At 39.5% G+C, this 20437-nt stretch carries 18 protein-coding genes; all 18 read left to right on the top strand.

What is annotated here, in order from left to right; translation table 11 throughout:
- The first annotated feature begins 66 nt into the window (after window positions 1-66).
- The 18 genes from B0I27_RS05770 to B0I27_RS05685 all read left to right on the top strand — a co-directional run bounded on the left by B0I27_RS05770 (window position 67) and on the right by B0I27_RS05685 (window position 20433).
- Complete coding sequence (locus B0I27_RS05770; RefSeq protein ID WP_106292278.1) at window positions 67-1815, top strand: ABC transporter ATP-binding protein; 1749 nt, start codon at window positions 67-69, stop codon at window positions 1813-1815.
- Between the two features lie 165 nt (window positions 1816-1980).
- Window positions 1981-4407 (top strand): SLBB domain-containing protein, encoded by a 2427-nt coding sequence (locus B0I27_RS05765; protein WP_245925441.1) that lies wholly within the window; start codon window positions 1981-1983, stop codon window positions 4405-4407.
- A 20-nt stretch (window positions 4408-4427) separates the two neighbouring features.
- A complete protein-coding gene (locus B0I27_RS05760) occupies window positions 4428-5510 on the top strand; it encodes a GumC domain-containing protein (RefSeq protein ID WP_106292277.1) in 1083 nt (360 codons plus the stop codon).
- On the top strand, window positions 5510-5905 hold the full coding sequence (locus tag B0I27_RS05755; protein ID WP_106292276.1) for a sugar 3,4-ketoisomerase: 396 nt from the start codon (window positions 5510-5512) through the stop codon (window positions 5903-5905). The genes B0I27_RS05760 and B0I27_RS05755 overlap by 1 nt, the downstream gene beginning before the upstream one ends.
- Entirely contained in the window at window positions 5886-6308 is a 423-nt protein-coding gene (locus tag B0I27_RS05750; RefSeq protein WP_106292275.1) for a sugar 3,4-ketoisomerase, read from the top strand. Before B0I27_RS05755 ends, B0I27_RS05750 begins: the two co-directional genes overlap by 20 nt.
- A complete protein-coding gene (locus B0I27_RS05745) occupies window positions 6305-7252 on the top strand; it encodes a DegT/DnrJ/EryC1/StrS family aminotransferase (protein ID WP_106292274.1) in 948 nt (315 codons plus the stop codon). The genes B0I27_RS05750 and B0I27_RS05745 overlap by 4 nt, the downstream gene beginning before the upstream one ends.
- On the top strand, window positions 7227-7709 hold the full coding sequence (locus B0I27_RS05740) for an acyltransferase (RefSeq protein ID WP_106292273.1): 483 nt from the start codon (window positions 7227-7229) through the stop codon (window positions 7707-7709). The genes B0I27_RS05745 and B0I27_RS05740 overlap by 26 nt, the downstream gene beginning before the upstream one ends.
- Window positions 7702-8643, top strand: a complete 942-nt coding sequence (locus tag B0I27_RS05735) for a GNAT family protein (protein WP_106292272.1) — start codon at window positions 7702-7704, stop codon at window positions 8641-8643. The genes B0I27_RS05740 and B0I27_RS05735 overlap by 8 nt, the downstream gene beginning before the upstream one ends.
- Window positions 8636-9742, top strand: coding sequence for a DegT/DnrJ/EryC1/StrS family aminotransferase (locus B0I27_RS05730; protein ID WP_106292271.1), 1107 nt, complete (start codon window positions 8636-8638; stop codon window positions 9740-9742). The genes B0I27_RS05735 and B0I27_RS05730 overlap by 8 nt, the downstream gene beginning before the upstream one ends.
- Window positions 9743-9791: 49 nt before the next feature.
- Complete coding sequence (locus B0I27_RS05725; RefSeq protein WP_281260334.1) at window positions 9792-11027, top strand: O-antigen translocase; 1236 nt, start codon at window positions 9792-9794, stop codon at window positions 11025-11027.
- A 118-nt stretch (window positions 11028-11145) separates the two neighbouring features.
- Entirely contained in the window at window positions 11146-12666 is a 1521-nt protein-coding gene (locus B0I27_RS05720) for a glycosyltransferase family protein (RefSeq protein WP_106292269.1), read from the top strand.
- 239 nt (window positions 12667-12905) lie between these two features.
- Window positions 12906-13532, top strand: coding sequence for an acyltransferase (locus B0I27_RS05715; protein ID WP_106292268.1), 627 nt, complete (start codon window positions 12906-12908; stop codon window positions 13530-13532).
- Window positions 13529-14431, top strand: a complete 903-nt coding sequence (locus B0I27_RS05710; RefSeq protein ID WP_106292267.1) for a glycosyltransferase family 2 protein — start codon at window positions 13529-13531, stop codon at window positions 14429-14431. Before B0I27_RS05715 ends, B0I27_RS05710 begins: the two co-directional genes overlap by 4 nt.
- Window positions 14432-14437: 6 nt before the next feature.
- A complete protein-coding gene (locus B0I27_RS05705) occupies window positions 14438-15712 on the top strand; it encodes a hypothetical protein (protein WP_106292266.1) in 1275 nt (424 codons plus the stop codon).
- The gene (locus B0I27_RS05700) at window positions 15709-16740 is read left to right on the top strand and encodes a glycosyltransferase family 4 protein (RefSeq protein ID WP_106292265.1); all 1032 of its coding nucleotides are present in this window, start codon (window positions 15709-15711) and stop codon (window positions 16738-16740) included. The genes B0I27_RS05705 and B0I27_RS05700 overlap by 4 nt, the downstream gene beginning before the upstream one ends.
- Window positions 16737-17834, top strand: coding sequence for a glycosyltransferase family 4 protein (locus B0I27_RS05695; protein WP_106292264.1), 1098 nt, complete (start codon window positions 16737-16739; stop codon window positions 17832-17834). The genes B0I27_RS05700 and B0I27_RS05695 overlap by 4 nt, the downstream gene beginning before the upstream one ends.
- Before the next feature lie 287 nt (window positions 17835-18121).
- Window positions 18122-19006, top strand: coding sequence for a glycosyltransferase (locus B0I27_RS05690; protein WP_181276692.1), 885 nt, complete (start codon window positions 18122-18124; stop codon window positions 19004-19006).
- Window positions 19007-19251: 245 nt separating this feature from the next.
- Window positions 19252-20433, top strand: coding sequence for an MraY family glycosyltransferase (locus tag B0I27_RS05685; protein WP_106292262.1), 1182 nt, complete (start codon window positions 19252-19254; stop codon window positions 20431-20433).
- Window positions 20434-20437 lie beyond the last annotated feature (4 nt).

Here is a 20437-nt window from a genome sequence, read left to right as displayed (position 1 = left end):
GGAATAGTGTTGATCACTGTTCCCTTTCTTATTTTTGCATGTTACCACATCTATCCGCGCTGTCTTATGAAAATTCTGATACAATATTTAAAAAACTATAAGGGATTGATCGGTTTGGCTTTGCTGCTGGCTGCTATTAATCAGATATTCTCCTTCCTGGACCCATGGATCTTCAGGCAGATCATTGATAAATATGTGACGCATTACGACGATTATACTACTGAGGAGTTCTTCAAGGGGGCTGGGATGTTGGTGCTGGCTGCTATGGGTGTTGCGATGGTGTCAAGGATTGCGAAGAATTTTCAGGACTATTATGTGAATGTAATTACTCAGCGACTGGGAGCTAAGATTTACTCTGATGGACTTGCGCATTCTTTGGAGCTTCCTTACCAGGTTTTTGAGGACCAACGGAGTGGGGAGACATTGGGGATTTTGCAAAAGGTTAGGCTGGATACAGAGAAACTGATTATTGCTACTATCAATATCGTATTTACCAGTATTATAGGGATAACCTTTGTGTTCTTTTATGCGATTAATATTCACTGGTTAATCGCAGTATTCTATATCTCTGTCATTCCGGTATTGGGGACTGTGAGTTCTATATTGAGTAAGCGGATCAAAGTGGTGCAGAAAAGTATTGTTTCTGAAACGACTGCTTTGGCAGGGTCGACTACAGAGTCGCTGCGGAATATTGAGCTGGTGAAGAGCTTGGGTTTATCTTCTCAGGAGATCAAGAGGTTGAATATGACGACTGAGAAGATCCTTGTTCTGGAGTTGAAGAAAGTGAAATATGTACGGAGTCTGAGCTTCATTCAGGGCACGCTGGTTAATTTGCTTAGGAATGGAGTACTCTTTCTAATGATGTATCTGATTTATGATAACCAGATTTCAGTAGGGGAATTCTTCTCATTGTTCCTTTACTCGTTCTTCATTTTTGGTCCGCTGCAGGAACTGGGGAATATTATTAATACGTATAGAGAAACGGAGGTCTCGCTTGCCAACTTCAAGTCGATTATGAGTACGCCTAAGGAAGTGAAGCCTGTTAATCCGGTTCGGCTGGAGCGACTTGAGTCTCTGCGATTTCAGAATGTCACATTTAAGCATCAATCGGCTAATACGAGTGCGTTAAATAATATTGATTTCGAGACATTTAAAGGTCAGACTATTGCTTTCGTGGGACCGTCCGGCTCCGGAAAGACGACTTTAGTGAAGTTACTGGTGGGATTATATACACCGAAAGAAGGGCAGGTGCTTTATAATAATGTTCCTTCTTCGGAGATTGATCTGGATCAGCTACGCGAGCGGATTGGATTTGTGACGCAGGATACGCAATTGTTTTCGGGAACCATCAGGGAGAACCTGCAGTTTGTTCGGCCAGGAGCAACGGACGAGGAATGTCTCGAGGTGATGAGGAAGGCAGCCTGTATGACCTTGTTGGCGCGTGCAGATAAGGGTTTGGATTCGGTAATTGGTGAAGGGGGAGTAAAAGTTTCGGGCGGTGAAAAGCAGAGGTTGTCTATTGCGCGGTCTTTACTGCGTCGTCCTGATATTCTGGTATTTGATGAGGCTACATCTGCGCTTGATTCGATAACAGAAGAAGAGATAACCAAGACCATAAGGGACGTTTCGGTGATGGATGACCGGATTACGATTTTGATTGCACACCGGCTTTCGACTATTATGCATGCGGATAATATTTTTGTGCTGGAGAAGGGGCATATCATCGAATCTGGTAAGCATGAGGATTTGTTGGGAGAGAAGGGACTTTATTATGCGATGTGGAGGCAGCAGATTGGGGAGAGGGTGGATATGTAACTGCGCGAAGTAAGTAATTTCATGGTTGCAAAATATTTTTTTAGTTTACATTGATAAGGAAATGTTACCTTTACGGAATTTTCCAACAAAGTTATTGTAGGACTATCTATAAAAGCAACAGTGTTGAACGTGAGACCTATTTACCTATTTCTACTTACCCTTATCATGAGCGTAGCTGTTCCCGCTGTGGCTCAGAATACTCAGAATTTCAGTGACATCCGGGTTGATGAATTGAGTGATGCGCAGATCAGGCAGTTTATGTCGCAGGTTCAGGCAGCAGGACTGACAGAGGCACAGTTAGAGCAGGTTGCTGCTTCGAGAGGGATGCCTTCTTCCGAAGTTCAGAAGCTTAGGGCCAGGGTTGAGAAATTACAGACAAGCTCAGGAAAGGCAGAGCCCGTAAAAAGTTTGAAACAAACTACGACAAGTGGTAGATCCGTAAATTATCTCGACACCGATTCTGTATCAGCAAGCCGTGATTCTTTGCAACAGGCTGGTTCCATACTTGAAAACTTCCGTCCAAAGATTTTCGGTTCAGATCTCTTTAGCGGAAAGCAGGTCACCTTTGAGCCGAACCTGCGTATGGCGACGCCACGAAATTATGTAATTGGCCCTGATGACGAGCTCCTGCTGGATATATACGGAAATTCTGAGGCCTCTTACAAGTTGAGGGTGTCTCCTGAAGGAACGATCAATGTGCAATATGTAGGCGTTATTCCTGTCGGAGGAATGACAATTGAACAGGCTACTCAACGGATTAAGTCGCGTATGTCTACCATTTATTCTGGACTACGTTCAGGTGCAACAAATCTTAATATCGCGGTTGGTAATATTCGTAGTATCAAGGTAGTTCTAACAGGCGAAGTAAAGAAGCCAGGAACTTACACCCTGCCGTCCTTGGCAACTGTATTTAACGCCTTATATGTTTCGGGAGGACCCACGGATAATGGTTCTTTCCGCCAAATTGAATTAATACGGGGAGGCAGAAGGATTGCGACTCTCGATATCTACGACTTTTTGTTAACAGGTGAATTTCGAAACAATGTAGGCCTGCAGGACCAGGATGTTATCCGGGTGCCTACATACAACCGCCGGGTGGAGATTGTCGGAGAAGTGAAGCGGCCAGGCATCTTTGAGATGAAGGAAGGGGAGCGGCTCAGCGATTTATTCCGTTTCGCCGGTGAATTCAACGAGCGTGCTTACAAAGCGCGTGTCAAGGTCTTGAAAAATACAGATACCGAACGGCGCATTGACGATATTACCTCAGACGCCTTTGCGACTTATCAGCCGGCGTCGGGCGATAAGTACTTTGTAGATGAAATTCTGGATCGTTTCGCGAATCGTGTAACCATAGAAGGTGCTGTATTTCGTCCTGGCCAGTTTGAACTTTCTGAGGGGTTGACTTTGAAAGGATTAATCCAAAAGGCGGAAGGTCTCAAAGAGGATGCCTTTACTAATAGAGCATATATCACTCGCTTGAAGAACAACAACGAAACGGAGTTGATCTCTTTTGATGTTGCGAAGGTGCTGTCCGGGGAAGCAGCAGATGTTCCTTTAAAGCGTGAGGATAAGATTAATATTTCATCGATCTTCGATTTGAAGGAGGAATACAATGTGCAGGTAGAAGGAGAGGTTCGTGATCCGGGCAAGTTGAAGTATGCCGAGGGCATGACTCTGGAAGACGCGATCCTCCAAGCTGGAGGTTTGAAGGAAAATGCTACTACGCAACGGGTGGAGATTTCGAGGCGAGTGAAGAATAGCGACGTGAATTCTGCTTCGGCGATAACAGCGGAAGTTTTTCAGGTGAATATTACTTCTGATCTCCGAAATACTGCATCAACATTTGTATTGCAACCTTTTGATATTGTTGCTATTCGGCCATCAAGCGGCTACAGCACCCAGAAGATAGTAAAGATTGAGGGCGAAGTGCTGTTCCCTGGTGTTTATTCCATCACTCGTAAAGATGAACGTATATCTGATCTCTTGAATCGGGCAGGAGGCTTTACAGCTTACGCTTACCCCGAAGGTGCATCTCTTAAACGTGCGGGAGTTCCTCAGGATACTTCAGTGACGGCCAAGATGGATCGTCAGCGTGTTCGGCAGTTTCAACTTGTTCAAAGGAGTGTTAGTGACACTATTAAGTTAGATAAAGAGGCTCTAAAAAATGATTTTGTGGGGATCGATCTGCCACGCATACTTAAGAGAAAGGGCGGTCGTGATGATATCTTCCTTGAAGAAGGTGACATCGTCAGTGTGCCTAAGCAACTGCAGACTGTAAAAATTGGTGGAGAGGTTTTATCTCCTGTTACTGTGGTTTTTTCCCGGAATAAAGGATTTAGGGAGTATATATCCAATGCTGGAGGCTTTGGTAACCGGGCTAAGAGACGGGCAGCATATGTGGTTTATGCAAATGGAACGGTGCAGAGTACAAGCAAATTTTTGTTTTTCAATAACTTCCCATCGATAAAGCCAGGTGCGCAGATTTTTGTGCCGAAGAAACCGGAAGTTAGGAGAATGTCTGCCGGGGAGTGGGTTGGCCTTTCAAGTGGCTTAGCTTCGGTTGCTGCGATTATTGTTTCATTATTAAGATAGTCCATTTCAAAGAGCTAAGAATGGGATTAAATACAAATACTACGAACGTGCCTCCGTCTTCAAGTGGTGAGATCTCGTTGAAAGATATGATTTTAAAGGTTAAAGAATGGTACAGCTACCTTCTTTCTAACTGGAAGGTGATTTTACTTATGGGTATAATAGGTGGTAGTTTGGGTTTCACTTACGTTTATTTTAAGAAGCCAACCTATACCGCTTCATGCACATTTGTGTTGGACGAAGGAAAAACGGGAGGTGGTTTAGGGCAGTATGCCGGACTTGCTGCAATAGCGGGTATCAGTATTGGAGGAGGAGCAAATGACGGCTTGTTTCAAGGAGATAACCTCCTTGAGCTGTACAAGTCTCGCAGAATGTTACAGAAAACCTTACTTTCTTATGGAACATTTGATGGACGGAGAGATCTGCTGATTAACCGATATATTCAAATAAATAGAATGCGAGAAGTGTGGGCAAAGAGACCAAGTCTCAAGGGCCTTCGGTTTGATATTCCACCAGAAAAATTTTCCCGAGCTCACGACAGCATCGTCAGAAGTATAGTTAGCGATATAAATAGGAGTTATTTAACTGTAGCAAAGCCGGACAAAAAGTTGAGTATAATTAAAGTAGACGTTAGATCAGACGATGAGCAGTTTGCTAAAAACTTCAATGATGCAGTAGTAGTTAACGTCAACGGATTTTATATTGAAACAAAGACTAAGAAACAGCAGGGGACTATACAAATTCTACGTCGTCAGGCTGACAGTGTTCGCGCTGTCCTAAATACTTCTATCGGCGGTACTGCATCCTCTATTGATGCTAATCCAAATCCTAACATGGCAATGCAAATGTTACGGGTTCCTTCTCAGCGAAAGCAAATAGATGTGCAGGCCAACACTGCCATTTATGCAGAGGTGGTAAAGAGTTTAGAGATGACAAAGATAAGTGCATTGCAGGATGCTCCTTTGATTCAGGTGATAGATAACGCTGTTTATCCTCTGGAGAAAGCTAGCTTTGGAAAACTAAAGGGGGCCGTGATTGGGGGGGCGCTTTTGGGTTTCTTAACGGCTTGTTTTTTGTTAATGCGGTATTTCTTAAAGAGTTTATAATGACAATAGAAGAATGTAAATTCATTGAGTTTCCAAAGATCCTCGATGAACGGGGTAATTTATCCTTTCTTGAGGAAAAAACACATATCCCCTTTGAGGTAAGGAGGTCTTACTGGATCTACGACGTCCCTGGAGGAGAAATTAGAGGGGGGCATTCTTATAAGGAGAATCAGGAAATTATCATCGCTCTGTCCGGAAGCTTCGATATAGCAGTGAACGATGGGTCATCTGAAAGAATTATCTCTTTAAATCGCTCTTATTACGGCCTGTATGTGCCTGCAGGAATTTGGCGACATATGCAAAATTTCTCAACTAACTCATTGGCGTTTATTGTAGCATCGAAAATTTACTCAGAAGAAGATTATATACGTGAATATGAAATTTTCAAAAGTTAAACCATCCGTTTTCAACTGTAATGTCATAGAACTTAATAAGATTCATAATCGTGCAGGAAATATTACTGTTGTTGAAAACCATGTCAATATTCCATTTGATGTTAAGCGTGTTTATTATTTATACGACGTGCCAGGAGGCGAAACAAGAGGGGGGCATGCACATTACCATTTACAACAATTGATAGTTGCAGCTAGTGGGAGTTTCGATGTGATCTTAGATGACGGAAGAGCTAAGAGGACTGTTAGTTTGAACAGGCCTAATTTCGGTCTGTATGTTACGCCTGGAATATGGAGAGAATTAGTGAACTTTTCTTCTGGAGCAGTATTGTTGGTTTTGGCCTCTATGCGCTATGATGAAAGGGACTACATACGAGATTATGCTGAGTATAAATTATCGCTATGAAATACTTTGAAGGTGTTGTAATAGATCCTGACAAATTTAGAGTTCCCAACTATAATATAAGCCCTTTTGATACAGAGAGCATAGCAAGTAATCTGGCCTTATTAAAGCAGGGACAGGAATTTGATTTGGGTTTAATTAAGCATCTTTTTGGGACATCAATAAAGCTTTTTTCTAGTGGTAAAATGGCAGTTGATTTTGCAGTAGGGTCTTATAAATTAACAGCAAAGGACAATGTGGCTATTTTTACCGCATCGGATGGTGAATATATAAGTAGCTGTGTGACCTCAATCATTGACAAGTACTGTACTTGGACGAGAGAGATAACGTCAAACACAAAAGTAATTCTTGTTATACATGATTTTGGCTTGGTGTACAAGAACATGGACTTCCTAAAAACATTTGGACTACCAATAATAGAAGATCGCGCTATGAGTCTTCTTTCTAACAATGCGGAAATGAAAATTGGCACATACGGGGATTATACCGTTTATAGTGTCCCGAAATTTTTTCCGATACAGTATGGGGGCATTTTGCAATTTAATTCTGATTTCACAGCAGATGACCGGGATCCTTTAACGGAGTGGGAATCGGACTTATTTAAGTTAATTTGCTTCTACAGTAAAGGGATTGCTGATCAGACTGAGAAGAGAAGGCGAAATTACAGGCTTTTCGAACACCTTTTTGAAGAGATAGGTATACTTCCACGTTTAAAATTTTCTAAGCGCGAGGTTCCTAGCGTATTTATGTTTACTCTTCCGACGTTTATTGATAAAATAAGGTTGAAGACATTTCTTCAACATAACGGAGTTGAAGCAAGCCTGTTTTATCCTGAAAATACCGCGTTTATTCCTGTGCATCAAAATTTAAGCGAATACGATATTCTTTTTATTTTCAAATTAATTGGTTTCTTTTTAAAAGATGAAGGTTTCAAATCTAAAGATTGAGGAAAACGTAATTATTGATGATACAAGTTCAATAAACAATGTGCATATTGCCGCTGATGTGAAAATTGCAAAGTTCTGTAGCATTTATGGGGCTGAGAAAAACATATTGGAAATAGGCGCAGGCACATACATAGGAATGTTTACCGTAATAAATGGCTTTTCCGCTAAAATTAGAATTGGTTGCAATGTTTCTATCGCGTCAGGAGTAAACATAATGGCAGATTCCGGGCCGAATGCAAGTGAAATATTGCAGCGAGTATATCCGTTGATGAAAGATTCCGTAACAATCGGAGATCATTGCTGGATAGGTGCTAATGCTGTCATCATGCCCGGAGTTCAGCTTGGCGACTATTGTGTGGTTGCTGCAAATTCATTTGTAAATCAAAGTTTTCCGTCTGGTTCCGTTATTGGAGGCACTCCAGCGAAACTTATAAAAGTAAATAGGTTTGATGTATAAAATCGTTAGGTATAGCGCGGAATTTGAATCGGAGTGGAACAGTTTTCTCGCTATAGCAAAGAATTCCGTTTTTCTTTTTAACCGATCTTTCCTGGAATATCATTCGGATCGTTTCGTTGATCATTCAGTTATAGTTCAGAAGAAAAACAAAATTGTAGCCCTATTTCCGGCTAATGAGTCCGGGAGAGAAATTGTAAGTCACGGTGGACTTACCTTTGGTGGATTAATAATGCACTCTGACTTACGTGCGTTGGATACTTTGGAGATATTTCGAGAGCTATTAAGATATTATCGCGAAAAAAGCTTTGAGAGTATTATTTATAAAGTTAAGCCTAATATATTCAACGTTTTACCTTCAGAAGAAGACCTCTATGCCTTGACTATTAACCAGGCGGTTCTTATTCGTAGAGATCTTTCTAGCGTTATCGATTTGAACCGTAGACCCAGATTTTCTGAATCAAAACGGCAAGCAGTTAAAAAATGTGAAAAGGAGAATATCGAAATCAATGAAAGTCATGATTATACTGAATATTGGAACCTTTTGGTAGATGTTCTTGCGAAATTTTCGACCCGACCAACCCATACAGTGTCTGAAATAGGAATGTTAGTTAAATTATTTCCAGGGAATATTAGGTTGTTTGAGGCTAGAAAGCAGGGTACGTTGCTTGCAGGACTCGTTATTTTTGACTATGGCGATGTGGTGCATACACAGTATATGGCAAATTCGGAATCAGGACGCGTTATAGGTGCACTAGATTATCTGAACCATTTTTTAATTACCAATGTCTTTAACCACAAACGGTACTATAGTTTCGGTATCTCAACAGAAAGGATGGGCAGCTATTTAAATGCTGGGTTAATACAACAAAAGGAAATGATGGGAGCCCGAGGAGTGGTTCACGACTTTTATAAAATCGAGCTGAAAAATGATTAAGTTTTTAGATCTTCAAGTGATAACACAACAATACGAGGAGGAAATAAAGGAAGCTATCAATAGAGTAGTTGATTCCGGCTGGTACCTTCAAGGTACGGAGAATTTGCAATTTGAAAATAATTATGGGAGGTATATTGGGACTCGTTTCACTGTTGGTGTTGCAAATGGATTAGACGCTCTGCGACTTATTCTACGCGCGTACATTGAACTGGGGATAATGCAGGAGGGGGATGAAATTATTGTTCCTGCTAACACTTACATTGCTTCCATATTGGCGATCACCGACAATCGACTAAAGCCAATTCTTGTAGAACCTTCGTTGGAAACGCTCCAAATTGATGACTCTTTGATTGAAAATGCAGTCACGAGTAGAACTAAAGGAATTATGTTAGTTCACCTGTATGGTCAGTGCGCATATACAGACAAGATAGAAGAAATATGTACAAAGTTCGCTTTAAAACTAATTGAAGATAATGCGCAGGCTCACGGATGCGAGTTTAACGGGCGGTTAACAGGATCTTTAGGGCATGCCGCAGGTCACAGCTTTTATCCCGGTAAGAATTTGGGAGCCTTTGGGGATGGCGGTGCAGTCACCACCAATGATGAAGAGCTTGCCATGATGGTACGTACCCTAGCTAATTATGGTTCTTCAAAGAAGTATGTATTCGAATATCGGGGTTTAAACAGCAGGTTGGACGAAATTCAGGCTGCAGTATTAGATGTCAAATTAAGGTATCTGAATGCAGACACAAAAAAGAGAAAGGCAGTTGCTCGCTATTATGTTGAAAATATAAGAAATCCTGGAATCAAGGTGCCTACTATTAAAGATTGGGCTTCCCATGTATTTCATCTATTTCCTGTATTTACTCCGAGCAGAGACGAATTACAGACATATTTGACTGAAAATGGTATTCAAACTATCATTCATTACCCAATTCCACCTCATAAGCAGGGTTGTTATAACTCGACGTTTATTGGGCAATATCCAATAACGGAGAAAATTCACAATGAGGAGTTAAGTCTTCCCATCAGCCCAGTCCTTCGTGAGGAAGACTATATTAGAGTCGTAGATATTCTAAATAACTGGCGCATTGATTAATAGCATTCGGTCGATTGTTAAAGCAGCTCGGAACGTAGAAATAATTAAAGTGTTCTCTAGCACGGCGCTATCAACCTTTGTAAGGATGCTTACAGGGTTTGTATCAGTTAAGGTAATCGCCATTATGGTTGGTCCCTCTGGTCTAGCGACCCTTGGACAGCTGAATAATTTCGCAACTATAATGTTAATGCTTGCTTCTGGGGGAATTAATAACGGCGTAACTAAGTTCATTTCCGAGTTCAACAATGTAGATGAAGAGAAGGTAAGAAAATACACAGGAGTAGCAATACAAATAGTTTTAGTATGCTCTCTTATGGCTGGAATTTTTCTTATCGCTTTCAACTCCGTGTTGAGCAGAGAGTTGTTACATGATGAAGCTTATGCTTTTATCTTCGTGGTGTTTGGATGTACCATATTATTCTATGGACTTAATACAACCCTCCTTTCCGTAGTCAATGGATTTAAAGATTTTAAGAAGTTTGTTACGATAAGTATTTCTGATAGCATTCTAGGGCTAGGATTTTCAATTACCCTGGTGGTAATTTGGGGAATCAAGGGTGCTTTGATTAGTGCTGTAACTTACCAAAGTGTCATGCTTCTAGTAACAGTGTTCTTGATACGTAATGACAATCGTGTGAACTTCAAGATGCTAAGAGTTCGATTTGATAGATCGATAGCTAAGAAATACCTTAGATATTCGTTGATGACTCTAGTGACGGCTGCAACAATCCCTGTTTCACAAATGATCTTGAGGGAACATGCTATAACGCAGATTTCGGGTGCGCAGGCTGGATTGTGGGAAGGAATGAATCGACTTTCAAACATGTATCTTATGATCATAACGACATCGTTCAGTGTGTATTATTTACCTAGACTGTCAGAGATTTCAGATGTAACAATACTTAGGCGAGAAATAATTAATGCTTATAAGATTTTGGTACCACTTCTGTCGTTCGGACTTGTTGCTACGTTTATTTTAAGGACATTTATTATCGACCTTGTTTTTTCACAAGAATTTAATCCCATGAAGGATTTGTTCTTATATCAATTAATTGGTGATTTTTTTAAAATTATAAGTTGGATTCTGGCCTGCTTAATGTTAGCTAAGACAATGACAAAGACCTATGTTGTAACCGAAATGATTTTTTCGCTTCTTTTTGTGGTATTGGGGCTCGGACTTCTAAGAATGGGCGGGATTGTTGGACTGACCCAAGCTTATATGATTAATTACATTATCTACTTTTTTACGATGCTTTTCATTTTTAGGAAGTTCCTTTTTACATAGATGTGAAACGATTGAAACACTAGAGCGGTAGAGTGTGATTTCACTGAGTATTTACTCTTTTTGAGCTACGCTAGCAAAAAGGGAGAATAGTGTTAATTGCTTTTTTCATCATACGATTATGCAAATAAATGAAGTCGATATAAATCAAGCCTTCGAGAAAATTAAGCGCTTGGCGAATGGTAAATTTCTAAAGCAAGAATATGGCTCGTCTCTCGCGCATATCGAATCTGCTGCAATACATGCCTACAATTTCAACATAGTGTATACCGATCCCGACCTCGAGGAGATGATAGAAAAGATAAGCTCGAAATTGTTTGAGCAAGTTTCAAATCGTTCTAATACGGGACGGATTTTGTTTTATGATTCTTTCGGCTGGGAGAACAGGGGACTTACTCAACAGTATATCCGTGCATTGATTAAGCTCGGTTACAGCTTTTTGTATGTTTTCGAAAACAAACATTCTAAGTATTCTGCAACAATTGAAGCTGAGTTAAGGGCTTTTCCAAGTCAAGTGGAGGTTTTCGAAATGGATATTGAAATGCCCCTAATTGCCAGGGGGCAAGATTTGTATCAGAGAATTCTGGAGTATAATCCCGATAAGGGGCTCCTTCATTTATCTCCTGGCTGCAGCATGGCGTTATCAGTTTTTCATGCCTTTCCCAATATTGAATGGATAAATATCAATCTTACTGATCATGCATTTTGGTTAGGTTCGAAACTGTTTCATAAGAATATCGAATTTCGGGATTATGGATACAGTATATCGCTTCGTAAAAGATTTTTTAAGCATGAGCAGTTAGCTCGTCTTCCCTATTATCCCATAATGGAACCCTCCCCGTTCGAGGGATTCCCTGAAAGGGCAATGTTAAAAGACAAAGTAATTGTTTTCTCTGGAGGTAGCTTTTATAAAGTTTATGGTGATAATGGATTGTTTTTTACCATCCTTGATCAGCTTTTGGTAGAAAATCCCGAAATCGTTCTTTTGTTTGCCGGCAGTGGAGACCCAGCTGTTTTTAAGATGTTTATTGATGCAAAAGGCTACCAAGAGCGAGTGCTTTTGTTGGGACATAGAAAAGATATAAATGAGCTATTTACTAAATGCGACATCTATTTAGGAACCTATCCTCTTTCAGGCGGGCTGATGTCTCAATATGCCGCGGTAAATGGGAAGCCGATTCTCGCTTATACATCGGACGATCTTCCAGCAAACTATGTTGAGGAAGTTGTATGCCATAATAGAAACTTCAAGATTACTTATACAGACCTAAGAGAATTTTTTGACTATGCAAAAAGATTAGTACGAGATCCTCAATTTCGAGAGGGAGAAGGAAGTAAGTTACGTCAAGTTGTTATTTCTCCCGAGCAGTTTGCTGAAGAACTAGATGAAATTCTAAAGTACTCCGAAAGTCACCGAAGAATGAAAGAAATTCGGATCAACTATGAAAGATTTTCCCAATTGTATTTGGAAATTGAAAATCAGTTTACTAATGCGGCTAAAAATTACTTGATATCTCGATATAGACTCAGGGCGATCATTCTTTTTCCGAAGTTCTCTATTCTTTGTGTCAAAAACCAGATACGTAAAAGAACCTGTATTTTAAGAAATTCATTTCTCCTGAGGAACAAGAAATGGGTGTAACTATGACGTTAGGCTTTGACATCACGCAAGATTTGAGATGTAATGCTATCTTTGTGAAAACGAAGTAGATGAGACATTACGCGAAGTTACTCTCGTGAGTATAGTATGTTGAGTTAGTCGATACAGAAATTATTAAAATGAAGCTCTTAATGCATGGTATATCAAGCGGTTGTCGGCCGTGACGGTTACGCTGTAAACTGCATCGAGACGTTGATTGGAAGCATGTAAATTGCGAATAGATGAACCGTTACATTAAAATATTGCTATTCAAGTTTGGACGCCTGCTTGGACGTTCAGGCGTAAAATATATCTTCAAGCATTTAAAAGTACTCCAGAATTGCATTATGTCTGGCTATGTTTCGTCGGACTTTGATAAGGTTCACAGCTCCTTTTCAATAAAGTCGCCAGTATCGATTATAGGAGCTAAATATATATCTGTAGGACAAAATTTTTGCTGTCTTCCCCGCCTTAGAATTGAGGTTTTCCGAGATGTTCTTACAAATCCGCGACCGAGCGTTAAAATCGGCAAAGGAGTATCTGTTGGTAGTGATTTCCGGATTGCTTGTGTAAATGAAGTTGTTATCGGTGATGACGTTCTTATTGGTTCTCGCGTCACAATCACGGATCATTTACATGGAAAAGCTAATTTGGGAGAGTTACACGTACCTCCGAACATAAGAGAGTTATTTTCGAGAGGATCCGTTATTATCCGGTCGAATGTTCATATAGGAGATGGCGTATTTATACTCCCAGGGATAGAAATAGGAGAAGGGAGCATTGTGGGTGCAAATTCAGTAGTTACCAAAAGTATTCCGGCATTCTCAATCTGTGCGGGTGCCCCAGCTAGAAGCCTTAGACAAGTATGAAGTGTGATGTTTCGATAATAATAGTTAACTATAATACTTTGACGATGACCTCGGACTGTATAGAGTCTATATACCGCTATACTAGGGATGTTACCATAGAAGTAATAGTCGTCGATAATTCTTCTTCTGACGGGTCAGCCGAAGCAATTCCCGCAAGATTCCATGATATAACTTTCATAAAAAATGCAGAGAACGTTGGATTTGGCCGGGCAAATAATGCGGGAGCAAACGTAGCTAGTGGGAATTATCTGTTTTTTTTAAATTCCGATACCGTACTGACCTCAAATGCTGTCAAGTCGTTTTATGAATTCATGGAAAGATCTTCGGAAGAAGGAATCGCAGGATGTGGAGGGCGACTGGTTGACCGGAACCATAAAACAGGAATATCTTTTGGTAATTTTCCAACGTACCGAGAGATTTATTGGTCGTTAGGACTGAGATATATTTTTCCTGTCTATTTTTCGACTAAATTGGCGAGTGCTATTTCTCCTGGCGCGAAAGTGCCTTTGTCAAAGGTTGCCTTTATTTCAGGAGCAGATCTGTTCTTAAGAAAGGATATATTCTACAGCGTCGGAATGTTCGACAAGGATTTCTTTATGTATTGTGAAGAGGCAGAACTTGCATTTAGAATTGCAGCAGTAGGTTATAAGCTTTGTTATTTACCAAGTGTCACAATCATTCATCTTGAAGGAGGCTCCCAACGATCTAGTGATGGATTTTCTAAGACTAAATATAGAATGTCAATGACTAGTAGATTGCTCTTTTTTCAGAAATGTTATGGATCTAGGATAAGACGAAAAGTTAAAAGGATACTCATTATGAGAGCGGTCGTTGAGGGAATTGTAAGGCTACGGTTTGCAGACGCCTTCTGCAAGATTAGGATCTTAAAACAAGTGTAGGAGAGAATGCTAAAGGTTTTTAAGTTATGTGTTCTTGTTAACGCTATCGCAGCCATTACTTTATTTTTCTTAACTGGAAGTCGGGACTATCTCATTTGGACCCTTTTAGGTACGAATATTTTGGCTGTATTAGTCTGCCGGAACATGCAACTGCTGTTAGTGGCAGTTTTATATATATTCACCTATAACTTCCATTACTATTTAGAGTTCACGGGTGCACAACTAAGCCCCTACACTGAATTTCAAAATGCGTATTATTACGGCGTAGGAGCATCAGTTAACTTAGTAGTTTTGGTCTCTTTCATTTTATTTGTTAATGTGATGATCAACTCCGGTGCAATAAAGAGAGGAGTATTCACCAGTCTTAAATCGAAACTCTCATCAAACACGCTTTATCTAATAAATACAATTGTCTGTGCCCTAATTATCTGTTTTCTTACAACAAGAGGCTCTAATTTGTTTTTTGCAATTGGAAACTTATATGAGCTATATAGAGACAATCTTGACGCTATTGGAGGCATCGGTGTATATTTTAGCATCTTTTTTTTTGCAATGTTCGTCTTTAAGCCTGAAAAGACAAGTTCGTTGCCAGTCCATCTTATCTTCTTCAGTTTTTTGTTGTATGCCCTGTCGAGAGGTACGCGAATGTTAATAGTTCCCCCTTTGTTGATGTATTTTTTTTATTTTTTTGAAAACCGATTTTCTTGGAAATGGATAATCTGCTTTGCGGCACTGGGTATGTTTGTTCTGACCGCTATCGATCGATTTAAAAACGGCTTAGGGATATTTGAGGATAACACGGCCGGTTCTAACATTTTGATAAACAATCAAGCGGAAATCCTCTATGGGGCAAACGGGACAATCTTCTTAATTCAAAATGAGGTTGTTCCTGTTTTAGCCCGCTTAAAATTGTCATTTGGCTTGTTTTTCACGAGTTTCATTCCCCCTGGTTTATTTGATGAAAGCTGGAAATATCCTCACTTTACCGGTATTTACAATGTTAGCGCTGGAGGAGGAGGCTTGGCGTCCATAGGTATTTACGCTATGCTTAGTTGGGCCGGGCCAGCACTTTTAGGCGCATATTTGGCTCTGATTGGAAATTATTTGTATTCATCGTCCAGAAAAAGCCTTTATTACTGCGTCTGGTTTACAATCTCATTATTTATGGTAACCAGGTGGTATACGTATGATCTAAATGTTCTTTTTCGACTACCGTTTTACTCTATTGTTGTTATTGTATTTTATGTTCTTATATTGAAAAAATCGTCTACCAAGCTATGAAGAATATACTATTTGTTAGCTGTACAAAATTTATCGGCGGCGGAGAGATATTTCTACTTGGCATCGAGAAAGCGCTAAGGAGCACCGCTCATCTGCATTTCTATGTCGCTTCACCTCATTTGTACAATAAGTTAAGTACAACCCGGAAGTCTCTCTTTAAATCTGAAAATCTCTTAAAAAATTCTGTGGAAATCAACAGGTATGTTAGTGCCAACTCAGTTGATCTTGTAGTACTAAATGGAAATAGGGCAATATACCTCGCGCCATTTATGAAAGCTCATGCTGTCGCTTACAAGCATACAGGCAGCTTTTCAGTGAATGGAATATTAAAGAAACTTATTTATTATCTGTGTATAAATTTGAGCTATTCTTTTTGTAAGAAAATTGTTTATGTGTCGAAAGCTATCTCCAAAGATGATGTACTATGGAAAGCTAAGCGATGCATAATTTACAATGGAATTGATATCAGTAGATATGATGGAAGTCGTCGTTCGGATTCAATAGTCACGATCACATTTATTGGACGGCTAGTTAAAGATAAGGGAATTTTGGAAGCAGTAAAAGTTGTTGAAAGCGTATCTAAAGTAAAGGATATTCGATTTCGGATCGTAGGGGACGGGCCATTATTAGAGGATCTGCAGAATTACGTGGTGTCTAATGAGTCGGATTTCATTAGTATAGAAGGATACATTGAAAACCCCGAACAAGTACTCCAAAGTACTGATATTTTCTTCCTTCCTACGTATTATGAATCATTTGGGTTATCTGTTTGCGAGGCTATGGCGATGAAAATACCCGTAATAACGAGTAATGTTGGTGGTTTACCTGAAATTATTAGACACGGGTTCAATGGGTTCCTGTTCCCTCCAGCAGATCTAGAATCATTTCGCGACACAATTATTCAACTAATTGACGACCCAAATTTAGCGAAGATGGTGGGAGATAATGCTCGTGATACGATACGGGAAAGATTTTCGAACAAAGAGACAGGCAGAGCCTTAGCTCAATTAATAACCACGTTAACATGAAGAAAATCTTCTACGACGCATCTTTGGCTTTTAAGTCAGAAAGAGGAATGGCTAAATTCGTTCGGAATTTAGTTCTTGAAATTCATCTGAGATCAGATTCCCGAATAGTAGGTTTAGTAAATATCTCATCATCCAAATCCGACGTCAGGTATCTATTTTTGGGAAAAACCAATCCAATATTTTGGGAACAAGTTGTTCTACCTTTTTTTTTACGAAGAACGAAACCAGAGGATGTAATGATATTTCCGTACAATACGGCGCCAATTGTCTTTCCTTTTCGCGCGAAAAAGATCTTGGTTGTTCATGACTTAATTTTCATGGAAAGCTTCCAAAATTTAAAACGATCTAATTCCTTGAAGCAGAACATTGGTCGAATTTATCGCAAGTTTGTTGTTCCGAAAGTAATTAAGAACGCCGATCTAATTATCACAGTTTCAAATTTTTCACGCTCTCAGATTGCTGAAAAGTTTAATATTGAAATGGACAAAATAGTGGTGATTCCCAATACTGTTGACCCTATATATAAAAGAACGGTAGGGAATGATCCTTCTACTGGAAAACAATACATATTCAACGTCAGTGGTGAAGCACCCCATAAGAACCTCGAAAGCTTGATCAATGCTTACTCCTTGCTTCCTAATGAAATTAGATCTAAATACGACCTAGTAATCCTCGGCGTAACATCCTCTGAATCGAGAAAGTTTTTTAATATGAAAATTTCTGATTTGGGGCTTCAGGGAAAGATAAAGCTACTATCAAAAGTCTCAGATACGGAAGCTAAGTCATTGTATGAAAATGCATCTTGCTTTGTTTTCCCCTCACTTCATGAAGGGTTCGGCATACCATTGTTGGAGGCAATGAGTTGCGACTGTGCAATTACATGTAGCAATACATCATGTCTTCCTGAAATAGCCGGTAACGCAGCACTCTACTTTAATCCATACTCTGAAGCAGATATTGCTCAAAAAATTACGAAGGTCCTATCTGATTGCCGGCTCGCAGATAGCTTACGACTAAATGGCCGCCTTCAATTAGAGAAATATAACTATCACGCTTTTTCAAAGGCAGTTGATGATCTAGTGCAAATGTTATGAACAAAAAAAAATGTCTTCTTCTGGTTTCTCGGATTCCTTTTCCTCCAATAGGTGGAGATCGATTGAAGAGCTATAATATGATTAAAGTGTTGTCGGAAAGGTATAGTATTCAATTAATAATAATTACAGATGAAAGGATGTCTTCTGATGCACGCGATTTTATAACGCGCAATTGTGACTCTTATAAGATTTTTGTGAGATCAAGAATGCGGTTTGCGATTAACGTGTTAGCAGCTCTTTTTTTTACTAGTACTCCGTTGCAAGTACGATACTATTACTTTCCAGAAGTGAAACAAAAACTAAACCTGATGTTTAGTTCAGTCGATTTTGCAATCGTGAACTTAGTCCGACTAGTTCCATATGTTGAGGGTTTTTCAAAACCGATCTTTTTGGATATAGTTGATTCCATAGGACTTAACTATCTTTCCTCCAGAAAGAAGGTTTCATCTTGGTTTTGGAAATTAATCTATCGAATAGAAATCAAAAGATTATTAACATATGAGAAGGAGTGTGTCAAGTCTCTTAGAAACACATTCTTTGTGAACTATGATGAATGTAAGTATTATTCGAAATTTGGTTCTACACGCTGGATTCCTAATGGAGTAAATAATGCTTTATTCTCATATGTTTATAAAGAGGATCAGTACATGAACTCCGTTGCGTTCTTTGGCAAGATGGACTACCAACCGAACATTGATGCTGTCCTATGGTTTGTAAATCATGTGTTAGGGGAGCTTCCTGAAATGTCCTTCTATATTATTGGAAGCAACCCGGTCGAAAAAGTACTGTCACTTCAATCGAAATTTGCTAACATACATGTGACAGGATATTTGGACGATCCTTATAGAGTGCTGAATTCATGTGCTCTTGTTGTATCTCCAATGCAGACTGGGGGGGGCATACAGAATAAGATATTGGAGTCGATGGCCTTAGGAAAGGTTAATCTCTTAACAACTAAAGCCGCCTCGCCAATACAAGGAGCCATTGAAGGAATACATTATTTACTTGCAGATACACCGGAATTAATGAAAGCCCATATAACACAGGTTATGAATGATCGGGCCGGCTATGAACATATTGGTGAGAACGCAAAGAAGCTTATGATGGAGCTATATACGTGGGAAAACTATAAGACAAAATTATATTCCATGTTAGAAGAAAACTACATATAGAGCCAAAAATTGTCATCAATCCAAATCGAAAGAATGGTCGAGGTTATCAAAAAGTAGTTCCCAGATGGACAAGTTTTCCTCGCAATCACTATCTTTGCAAGATCGTTTCATAGGAAAGTTAATGTCTACGTGGATTTATAACAATTTAAACAAAATTATGTTTCATTTGTTCATAAATCCACGTAGACATTAAATAATTATTCATCTATTTCCATAAAATCACCCGCGCAATCATTTTCATTTGTATGAAAACAAATCTTCTTATCTATATCACAAGCCTTATATCTGTTGCCTTATCGATTTCCCCATTGATAACAATAGCAATACGCAAGCGTCTCTTCGATGCACCTTCAGAAGATAGAAAAATCCATAAGAGAATTGTTCCGAATTTGGGTGGTTTAGCTATATTTTCAGGATTTCTTTTTTCCCTAGCAATTTTTATTGATCTATCAACTCTCAAAGTGGCGAACTATCTATTGAGTGGTGGAATCGTCATTTTTATGATAGGTCTGAAAGATGATATAATAGGAGTTGACCCTATGAAAAAATTTATAGCCCAGTTTATAGCTGCTTTTATTATCACAATTATGGCAGATGTCAGACTGATGGATCTTGGTGGCTTCATGGGAGTTTATGAGTTAAGTTATCCATTTAGTATAGCCCTTAGCGTTTTAACCATTGTTGGGGTTGTAAACGCATATAATTTAATAGATGGAATAGATGGGCTTTCCGGAACATTAGGGTTAATTTTTTCACTGGTTTATGCGTATCTCTTTTTCATCGCGGGAGAGTTAGGATGGACTTCCGTCTGTCTGGCTTTGGCTGGATCGCTTACTGGTTTCCTTATTCATAACATATCTCCTGCGAGAATTTTCATGGGAGATTGCGGCTCCCTCATGGTTGGGTTTTTGGCTGCTGTATTAAGTATTCAATTTATAAATACTTCATCTGGAAATATTATCGATCTCGGTTTTACTTCCATAACATCTGCACCGGCATTAGCTATGGCTATTGTGATCTTACCTCTTTTTGATACACTAAGAGTATTTGCGATCCGTATTGTGAATAATCAATCGCCTTTTAAGGCCGATAGAAATCATTTGCACCATAGAATGCTTGCTTTGGGATTGACACACATGCAGGCGACTGCAGTTCTTTCTGTGGTGGCTGCTATATTCATTGCTACGGCATTAGTTTTCCAAAGCGTAGGTAGTAACCAATTGGTTGGGATTTTGATATTTATGATTATTCTTCTCAATACAGCGCTTTCTATCTACCTATTTAGCAGAAAAATCAGCTTGAAAGAGGAGCTTTTAGATGAGTCTCCTCAATTTAATGAATCTGTCAAACTGCCAATGATAGCTAAAGTTGAGGACGATAGCAAGACATTTGCTGAGAAGATACTTGATAAAGTGTCCAAGAACTAATGCG

The sequence above is a fragment of the Arcticibacter pallidicorallinus genome (genome assembly GCF_003002875.1).
Taxonomy (GTDB): Bacteria; Bacteroidota; Bacteroidia; order Sphingobacteriales; family Sphingobacteriaceae; genus Arcticibacter; species Arcticibacter pallidicorallinus.
This window is presented reverse-complemented; position numbering and strand designations above follow the sequence as displayed.